Source organism: Draconibacterium halophilum (assembly GCF_010448835.1).
GTDB lineage: Bacteria > Bacteroidota > Bacteroidia > Bacteroidales > Prolixibacteraceae > Draconibacterium > Draconibacterium halophilum.
In genome coordinates, this window is the sequence record NZ_CP048409.1 from 1,300,010 (window position 1) to 1,307,500 (window position 7,491).

The window sequence follows — 7,491 nt, forward strand, 5'->3', positions numbered from 1 at the left end:
AGCATCTTTACTTGTTGATGCTACAATTTGCCTAACTTTAGCGGTCGAATAATGAGTAGAAAAGCATTACTATATAACCCGTTGTGCGGTTTAATTTGTTAATAACCTTATTAATATCTATAACTAAAAAAAGTTATGCATAATCATGATATTCAATATCTTAGAAGTATAAAACACCACATTTTTACTTCTGTTATGCATAACTTGAAATCAAATTACGACAGATTCTTTCTCATTACCAAATCTGTATTTAAAAATCGCATCAACTCTTTCGATAATTTCTATTCGTATAGAAACCGCCCAAAGATGTCTGATTGTCAAATTATTGCGTTCTCTATTACTGGCGAGTCACTCGGAATCGACAGCGAAGCTTTTTTGTGGGCTAAAATCAAAAGCGAACATGCTGATGATTTTCCCAACCTAATCGACCGAAGCAACTTTAACCGCAGAAGAAAACGCCTTTATCCTTTTATCGAAGAATTGAACAAGACTGTAGCCGGCTTTCTCAATGCAGGAGAAGACTGTTTCCTGGTTGATTCGATTCCCATCCCTGTTTGCAAGAACGCCCGTGAACAACGCAGCAGGATTTGCAAAGAAAACTTTGAGACAGCACCAAACAAAGGCTATTCTGCTGTTAATAAAACCTGGTATTACGGCTACAAGCTTCATTTGCTTACCTCTGCAAACGGGGTTTTTCATAGTATGGACTTAAGCAAGGCTAGTGTCCATGATGTTCATTACCTGTCGCAGGTAAAGCATTCTGGGCTAAACAATTGTATCCTGCTGGGAGATAAAGGATATTTATCCAGTTCTCAGCAAATTGACCTGTTTTCTTCCTGCAACGTTAAACTGGAAACCCCCATGCGGGCTAATCAAAAAGCTTACACTTTGTACCCACCTGTTTTTAAAAAGTTTAGAAAAAGGATCGAAACATTGTTTTCTCAACTTTGCGACCAGTTCATGCTTAAACGTAATTACGCCAAAACACTTATTGGATTGTCAGTCAGAATACTCACAAAAGTTACTTCGGTGACTTTACTGCAATATATTAATTTAAAGAACGGTAAACCAATTAATAATTTAAAATATGCCCTGGCAGTTTAAACCGCACAACGGGTTACTATATATATTAATAGTATTCCTGTTTTTTGGATGTGCCCAAAAATCGCAAAAAAAGCAATCGACAGAACTGTTGGTTTTCAGTGGAGCCGGATTGACAAATGTTGTCTCTGAACTGGCTGAAATCTACAAAACGGAAAATGACGTCGACATCAAACTGAATTTTGCCTCGTCGGGAACATTGGCCCGGCAAATTGAACAGGGAGCACAACCTTCAGTTTATATATCTGCTAACGAAAAATGGGTAGACTACCTTATTAATCTCGATTTGGTGGTTCCTGAATCAAAAGAGAAAGTCGTTGGAACGTCGATGGCAGTCATCGTTCCTTCCGACAGTGAAACGGACACCATCACATTTTTGGATCATTTTCCGGAGAAGTTTAATGGTCGCCTGTCAATTGGCGATCCGAAACATGTTCCTGCCGGCGACTATGCATGGAAAGCAATCGAGAGCGGTGATTATGCCGACGTTTTAGCCAATCGGATTTTACCTGCAAAAGATGTGCGCTCGGCATTAATGGTGGTCGAATTAGGCGAAGTGGAAATGGGCATTGTATACAAAACGGACGCGTTAAAATCGAAAAAAGTAAAGATAGTTTCCATTGTTCCCGATGAGCTGTATCCGCCAATAGGATTTTATGCCTCCATTTTAAAGAACAAAAACAACGAACAAACCAGGCTTTTTTATAATTTTCTGACCTCGAATGAAGCAAGAGACATTTGGATAAAACACGGATTTAGGATTGAGTGAACTTTTTAAATATACAGCAAGCGAGTGGTCGGCAATACAATTATCGTTATATGTTGCGATAATTTGTGCTGTAATAACCTTGCCGCTGGCCATAGCCGTAGGCTGGTTTTTAGCCCGCAAAAAGTTTTTCGGCAAGTCGGTGCTTGAAGGAATCATCCATTTACCATTGGTTTTACCTCCCATTACTACGGGTTATTTATTATTACTGGTTTTCGGAAACCGCGGAGTTATCGGAAAATTCTTTTACGAAACGTTCGGAATTCAAATCGCCTTTTCATTTTATGCGGCGGTAATCGCTGCCATTTTTGTATCGTTTCCGTTGGTAACACGCTCCATTCGTTTGTCCATTGAACTGGTCGATCAGAAATTGGAGGAGGCCGCACGCACTTTAGGAGCTTCCAATCTCCGGGTGTTTTTTACCATCACACTTCCGTTGGCATTGCCCGGTGTAATCAGTGGTTTTATTCTTTCGTTTGCCAGAAGTCTGGGGGAATTTGGAGCCACCATTTCGTTTGCCGGAAACATCGAAGGCAAGACACAAACACTTCCGCTTGCCATTTTTTCTGAAATGCAGGTTCCCGGACAAGAAGCTTCAACCATGCGTTTGGTTGTGGTATCTGTTATATTATCATTGTTGGCCATGATCGCTGCCGAGTTCTTAAACCGACGTGTAATTAAAAGTAAAACGGCATGAGTGCGGCATTGCGATTCCATATAAAACTGCAGCGAAAGGATTTTACACTTGATGTAAAAGCTGAAATCCCAAATGGGATTACCGGAATTTTCGGACCATCTGGTCATGGGAAAACAAGTTTGCTGAATTCGATTGCCGGAATTGTTATCCCCGATTCAAGTTATATTCATTTGAATGGCGATACACTTCTCGATACTAAGAATAAGATAAATGTTAAGATCAGGAAGCGAAGGGTGGGCTACGTTTTCCAGGACGAGCGACTTTTTCCGCACTATACTATAAAGAAGAACCTGTTGTATGGCGAAAAGAATCCCGATCCGCAACTTTTCGATGAGGTGATCGAAACTTTGCAGATCGCTCATTTATTAAATAAGAAACCCGAGCAGTGTTCCGGCGGAGAAAAACAACGTGCTGCAATAGGGCGTGCGATTATCAGTGGCTCCAAAATATTATTGATGGATGAGCCCTTCTCTGCCCTGGATGTAAACCTGCGCCGCGAGATAATTCCGTATTTAAACCGGGTGCATCAGAAATTTTCGCTTCCTATATTAATAGTAAGCCACGATCTTCCCGATTTGTTAAGCCTTACCGATAACTTAATGCTGCTGAAAAATGGTCGCTTGCTTGGGCATGGAAAGTTCACCGATCTGTTGGACCAGCCTGATAATTTGGCGCTGATGCACGAGTCGGGGTGGTACAACGTAATGCACTTGTCGGTATTCGCACACCTCGAATCAAAGAATATGGTTTTGCTGAAGAGCCATAAAAGCAATCTCCAGATACAGGCTCTGGCACAAACCATCGGAAAAGATGTGGAGGTAAATCAGGAATTGAAGGTGCTGATCAAACCTGAAAATATTGCCATTTCAAAAGAAATGGTTCCCAATATCTCACTTCGCAACCAGGTTGAAGGAACTATAAAGGATGTTTTTTTAAAAGACGGTCTGGCCTTTTGTATAGTTGATGTGGGCGAAAACATCATTGTAGAGGTAACCGAAGCCTCGCAAAAAAGCATGTGCCTTGAGAAAGGGGAGCATGTCTACTGCCTTTTTAAATCGGCAGCCCTAAAAATTTATTAAAGTTTCCTGCTCAGATTATCAATTAGTTGCGATTTTGATCCGAAAAAAGTTGCATGTATTTAGCGCAAAGTGCTTGCATTATTAAAAACCTTGATTACTTTTGCAGCCGCTTTGAGAGAAGCGAGTTCATAGAAAAGATGGGATATAGGACGGCAAAGGAGAGCAGGTGGAAGGAGTAAGGATTTCGGTCTTTACAGCGGTAAATCGGTTCGGCAAAAAAGTTTCTAAAAAACTTAAAAAAGTATTTGGCAGAGACAAAAATAGATTTACCTTTGCAGCCGCTTTAACAGATAGCGACGTTCAAAGGGAAAATGATGAAAGGAAGAGAGTTTGGGTGAGACGGCAAACGAGCTGTTAAAATTCAAGTGATCGACCGCAAAAGACTTCAAAATAAAATTTCAAAAAAATGAAAAAATGTTTTGGAGGATTCAGAAAAGCAATTACCTTTGCACCCGCTTTTAAAACGAAGCAACGTTCAGGCGACATAATGAGAGTAAAAACGAGTGAACAAAACGGCCGGTAAAATGGTTGTAGAAATCACGTCAAAGCCGCATGGAGCATTAGAAATAAAGTTTCAAAAAAAGCTAAAAAAGTTTTGGAGGTTTTGAAAAAGTAGTTACCTTTGTCGCCCCGTTAAAAGGGAAATGAGTTCTGGCAAACGAGAGAGATTAAGAGGAGAAGAGAAAGCCAGTAAGATATAATAGAAAAGTAAATGGCCGGCATTGCGAGGTAATAATTAAGATGCTGGTTTTTTTACGCGAGTTCTTTAAAATTTTGAAGCATAAAAAAAGCAAGGTTAATTTAAAACAACTTTGTTGATTTCTGAGAGATAAGTAAACCTGGAGCGAAAGATATTAAACTTTTTATATTTACAACGGAGAGTTTGATCCTGGCTCAGGATGAACGCTAGCGGGAGGCCTAACACATGCAAGTCGAGGGGTAACAGTGGTGCTTGCACCAGCTGACGACCGGCGCACGGGTGCGTAACGCGTATGCAACCTTCCTTGTACAGAGAGATAGCCCATGGAAACGTGGATTAATATCTCATAGTATCACAATTTCGCATGTTATTGTGATTAAAGTTTCGGCGGTACAAGATGGGCATGCGTATGATTAGCTAGTTGGCGAGGTAAAGGCTCACCAAGGCAACGATCATTAGGGGTTCTGAGAGGATTATCCCCCACACTGGTACTGAGACACGGACCAGACTCCTACGGGAGGCAGCAGTGAGGAATATTGGTCAATGGGCGCAAGCCTGAACCAGCCATCCCGCGTGCAGGATGACGGCCCTATGGGTTGTAAACTGCTTTTGTTTGCCAAGAAAGGACGCTACGTGTAGCGTATTGACGGTAGCAAATGAATAAGGACCGGCTAACTCCGTGCCAGCAGCCGCGGTAATACGGAGGGTCCAAGCGTTATCCGGATTTATTGGGTTTAAAGGGTGCGCAGGCGGATCTTTAAGTCAGTGGTGAAATCTTGCCGCTTAACGGTAAAATTGCCATTGATACTGAAGATCTTGAATGTAGTTGAGGTAGGCGGAATGTGTTGTGTAGCGGTGAAATGCATAGATATGACACAGAACGCCAATTGCGAAGGCAGCTTACTAAGCTACGATTGACGCTGAGGCACGAAAGCGTGGGGAGCGAACAGGATTAGATACCCTGGTAGTCCACGCCGTAAACGATGATCACTCGCTGTCTGCGATACACTGTAGGCGGCTGAGCGAAAGCATTAAGTGATCCACCTGGGGAGTACGATCGCAAGGTTGAAACTCAAAGGAATTGACGGGGGCCCGCACAAGCGGAGGAACATGTGGTTTAATTCGATGATACGCGAGGAACCTTACCTGGGCTTAAATGTAGACTGCATAAGGTAGAAATACTTTTTCCCTTCGGGGCTGTTTACAAGGTGCTGCATGGTTGTCGTCAGCTCGTGCCGTGAGGTGTCGGGTTAAGTCCCATAACGAGCGCAACCCCTATCGTTAGTTGCTAGCAGGTAATGCTGAGGACTCTAGCGAGACTGCCACCGTAAGGTGAGAGGAAGGTGGGGATGACGTCAAATCAGCACGGCCCTTATGTCCAGGGCTACACACGTGTTACAATGGTCGGTACAAAGGGCAGCTACCAGGCAACTGGATGCCAATCCCTAAAGCCGATCCCAGTTCGGATTGGAGTCTGCAACCCGACTCCATGAAGTTGGATTCGCTAGTAATCGGATATCAGCCATGATCCGGTGAATACGTTCCCGGGCCTTGTACACACCGCCCGTCAAACCATGGAAGCTGGGGGTACCTGAAGTATGTGACCGCAAGGAGCGTCCTAGGGTAAAACTGGTAACTGGGGTTAAGTCGTAACAAGGTAGCCGTACCGGAAGGTGTGGCTGGAACACCTCCTTTCTGGAGCACAGGTTTACTGTGATCTATGAAGAGATTGACAACGGTTGTCCTTGCTTTTTTTTATAATATTACACTAGAGTTACAAGCGGGGGCTGCGCTAAAAGCTACAAGCTCTGAGCTTGAGTTTAGTAAAACAGTCCCGTAGCTCAGCTGGTTAGAGTACTACACTGATAATGTAGGGGTCCCCAGTTCAAGTCTGGGCGGGACTACTGGAATATTGGAATAATGGAATATGAGAATAGCTGAATGAGAAAATGTGAAAACACAAATCATTCAAATCTTCAAAACTCCAACATTCTAATCTTCAAAAGCCCGGGGGATTAGCTCAGTTGGCTAGAGCGCTAGATTTGCATTCTAGAGGTCAAGGGTTCGACTCCCTTATTCTCCACGAGAGACTGAAAAGTTGAAAGACAGAAGACCGATAAGGTTGGAAGTCGAAAAAGAAGAAAGACCATGAAAATGGCAAACGTTCAAAAAAAATTGAAATACTGAAAGACAGAACAAGTTTATATAAAAGTACAGGGATGTACAACTTGCGGCTGTCACGAGATAAGGCTGGCGCCTTGATTGGGGTTCGATTCCCTGGTTATCTACGGTTAACACCGGGAAAATGTACTTGGTACGAGTTACTGAGACAACTTTCAGGAGGTTAAAAAGTTCTTTGGCATGTTGGGAAAAAAATAATTTTGATAATTACAATGTAATTATCGAGAGTCAAATCAAATCACAAGATAGAGACGACAATTTTACAGAGATACAATTGAATCAATACGAGGATTCTCTAAAAGAAAGTTACTAAGGGCGTACGGAGGATGCCTAGGCTCTCAGAGGCGAAGAAGGACGTGACAAGCTGCGATAAGCTTCGGGGATTAGCAAATATGAATCGATCCGAAGATTTCCGAATGGGGCAACCCACCCGCAAGGGTACCCGCAAGGGGGCTAACCCGGGGAACTGAAACATCTAAGTACCCGGAGGAAAGGAAAATAATAATGATTCCCATAGTAGTGGCGAGCGAACTGGGAACAGCCTAAACTGATATTGTTTCGGCAATGTCAGGGTTGTAGGGCTGCGATATGGAGAAATATTTTGAACTGGAAAGGTTTTGGAAAAGCCTACCACAGACGGTGACAGTCCGGTACAGAAAAGAAATACTATCCTAGCAGTACCCTGAGTAGGGCGGAACACGAGAAATTCTGTCTGAATCTGCCGGGACCATCCGGTAAGGCTAAATACTCCTGAGAGACCGATAGCGAACAAGTACCGTGAGGGAAAGGTGAAAAGCACCCCGAACAGGGGAGTGAAATAGTACCTGAAACCGTACGCTTACAAGCGGTAGGAGCTTCTATTTATAGGAGTGACTGCGTGCCTTTTGCATAATGAGCCTACGAGTTAGTCGTCACTAGCAAGGCTAAGGATTTAAGATCCGTAACCGAAGCGAAAGCGAGTCTGAAT

4 protein-coding genes, 2 tRNA genes and 2 rRNA genes (1 of these 8 running past the window's edge) are annotated in these 7,491 nt (G+C 43.1%); all 8 read left to right on the forward strand.

Annotated features, from left to right (window positions below):
- Positions 1–306 precede the first annotated feature (306 nt).
- On the forward strand, positions 307–1,104 hold the full coding sequence (locus G0Q07_RS05270) for an IS982 family transposase (RefSeq protein ID WP_163344491.1): 798 nt from the start codon (positions 307–309) through the stop codon (positions 1,102–1,104).
- Positions 1,088–1,870 (forward strand): molybdate ABC transporter substrate-binding protein, encoded by a 783-nt coding sequence (modA, locus tag G0Q07_RS05275; RefSeq protein ID WP_163345101.1) that lies wholly within the window; start codon positions 1,088–1,090, stop codon positions 1,868–1,870. The genes G0Q07_RS05270 and modA overlap by 17 nt, the downstream gene beginning before the upstream one ends.
- Positions 1,863–2,564 (forward strand): molybdate ABC transporter permease subunit, encoded by a 702-nt coding sequence (gene modB, locus G0Q07_RS05280; protein WP_163345102.1) that lies wholly within the window; start codon positions 1,863–1,865, stop codon positions 2,562–2,564. Before modA ends, modB begins: the two co-directional genes overlap by 8 nt.
- On the forward strand, positions 2,561–3,643 hold the full coding sequence (gene modC / locus G0Q07_RS05285) for a molybdenum ABC transporter ATP-binding protein (protein ID WP_163345103.1): 1,083 nt from the start codon (positions 2,561–2,563) through the stop codon (positions 3,641–3,643). Before modB ends, modC begins: the two co-directional genes overlap by 4 nt.
- Positions 3,644–4,514: 871 nt before the next feature.
- Positions 4,515–6,038: ribosomal RNA gene (locus G0Q07_RS05290) — 16S ribosomal RNA — on the forward strand.
- 135 nt (positions 6,039–6,173) lie between these two features.
- Positions 6,174–6,247: transfer RNA gene (locus tag G0Q07_RS05295), tRNA-Ile, on the forward strand.
- 105 nt (positions 6,248–6,352) lie between these two features.
- Positions 6,353–6,426, forward strand: a tRNA-Ala gene (locus G0Q07_RS05300).
- Between the two features lie 397 nt (positions 6,427–6,823).
- Positions 6,824–7,491, forward strand: a 23S ribosomal RNA gene (locus G0Q07_RS05305); it runs 2,130 nt beyond the window's last position.
- Together the 16S and 23S rRNA genes with 2 tRNA genes alongside form the textbook arrangement of a ribosomal RNA operon.

What these genes read in the sequence shown, in the direction of transcription:
- G0Q07_RS05270 (WP_163344491.1), top strand. Translation starts at nt 307, where the DNA reads ATGTCTGATTGTCAAATTATTGCGTTCTCTATTACTGGCGAGTCACTC.
- modA (WP_163345101.1), top strand. Translation starts at nt 1,088, where the DNA reads ATGCCCTGGCAGTTTAAACCGCACAACGGGTTACTATATATATTAATA.
- modC (WP_163345103.1), top strand. Translation starts at nt 2,561, where the DNA reads ATGAGTGCGGCATTGCGATTCCATATAAAACTGCAGCGAAAGGATTTT.